Annotated in this window: 1 protein-coding gene and 1 pseudogene; both read right to left on the bottom strand. The window is 72.9% G+C overall.

Annotation, left to right across the window (positions count from 1 at the left end; genetic code table 11):
• Positions 1-337, bottom strand: a pseudogene (locus ACTIDRAF_RS31645) (sugar phosphate isomerase/epimerase); the annotation flags it as partial.
• A 39-nt stretch (positions 338-376) separates the two neighbouring features.
• The coding region (locus ACTIDRAF_RS31640) for a hypothetical protein (RefSeq protein WP_039790007.1) at positions 377-594 on the bottom strand (218 nt) is incomplete at its 5' end.

Raw genomic sequence — 594 nt, 5'->3', positions numbered from 1 at the left:
TCCCCGCGGCGGCGCGCCGCCGCACCCCCTCCGGCTCGCCGTCGCCCCAGATCCGGGCCGGCAGGATGTTCTGGTGCCGGTGGTCGATGGGGTCGTCGCAGACGGCCTGTCCGACGAGGTGGTTGGACAGCGTCCACACCCCGAGGCCGTGCCGCTCGAGCTGGGCCAGTTTCGCCGGCACGTACTCGTCGTCGGCGAGGGCCTTGTCCACTTCGAAGTGGTCGCCGGAGCAGGCGATCTCCAGACCGTCGTAACCCCAGTCCGCGGCCAGCCGGCAGACCTCCTCGAAGGGCAGGTCGGCCCACTGGCCGGTGAACAGGGTGATGGGTCGGGTCATCGTCGGATTCCTTTCGGTGTGCCAGCGCGGGGCGTCGCGCTACTTCTTCTTCTTGCGGTATCGCCTTCCCAGGAAGACCGCGCCGAACAACGCGGCGGCTCCCACGACGGCGGCGATCTGCCGGTTGGAGTCGCGCCGCGCCGTCGGATCGGTCTCCGCGTCCGGGGCGTCCGACTCGGCGGGGGCGTCCGCCGGGCCGGTGGTCTCGGCGGCATCCCCGGACCCAGCCGCCAACAGGGCGGGACCGGCGGGGGCCG

It is taken from the genome of Actinoalloteichus spitiensis RMV-1378 (assembly GCF_000239155.1).
GTDB classification, from domain to species: domain Bacteria; phylum Actinomycetota; class Actinomycetes; order Mycobacteriales; family Pseudonocardiaceae; genus Actinoalloteichus_B; species Actinoalloteichus_B spitiensis.
This window is presented reverse-complemented; position numbering and strand designations above follow the sequence as displayed.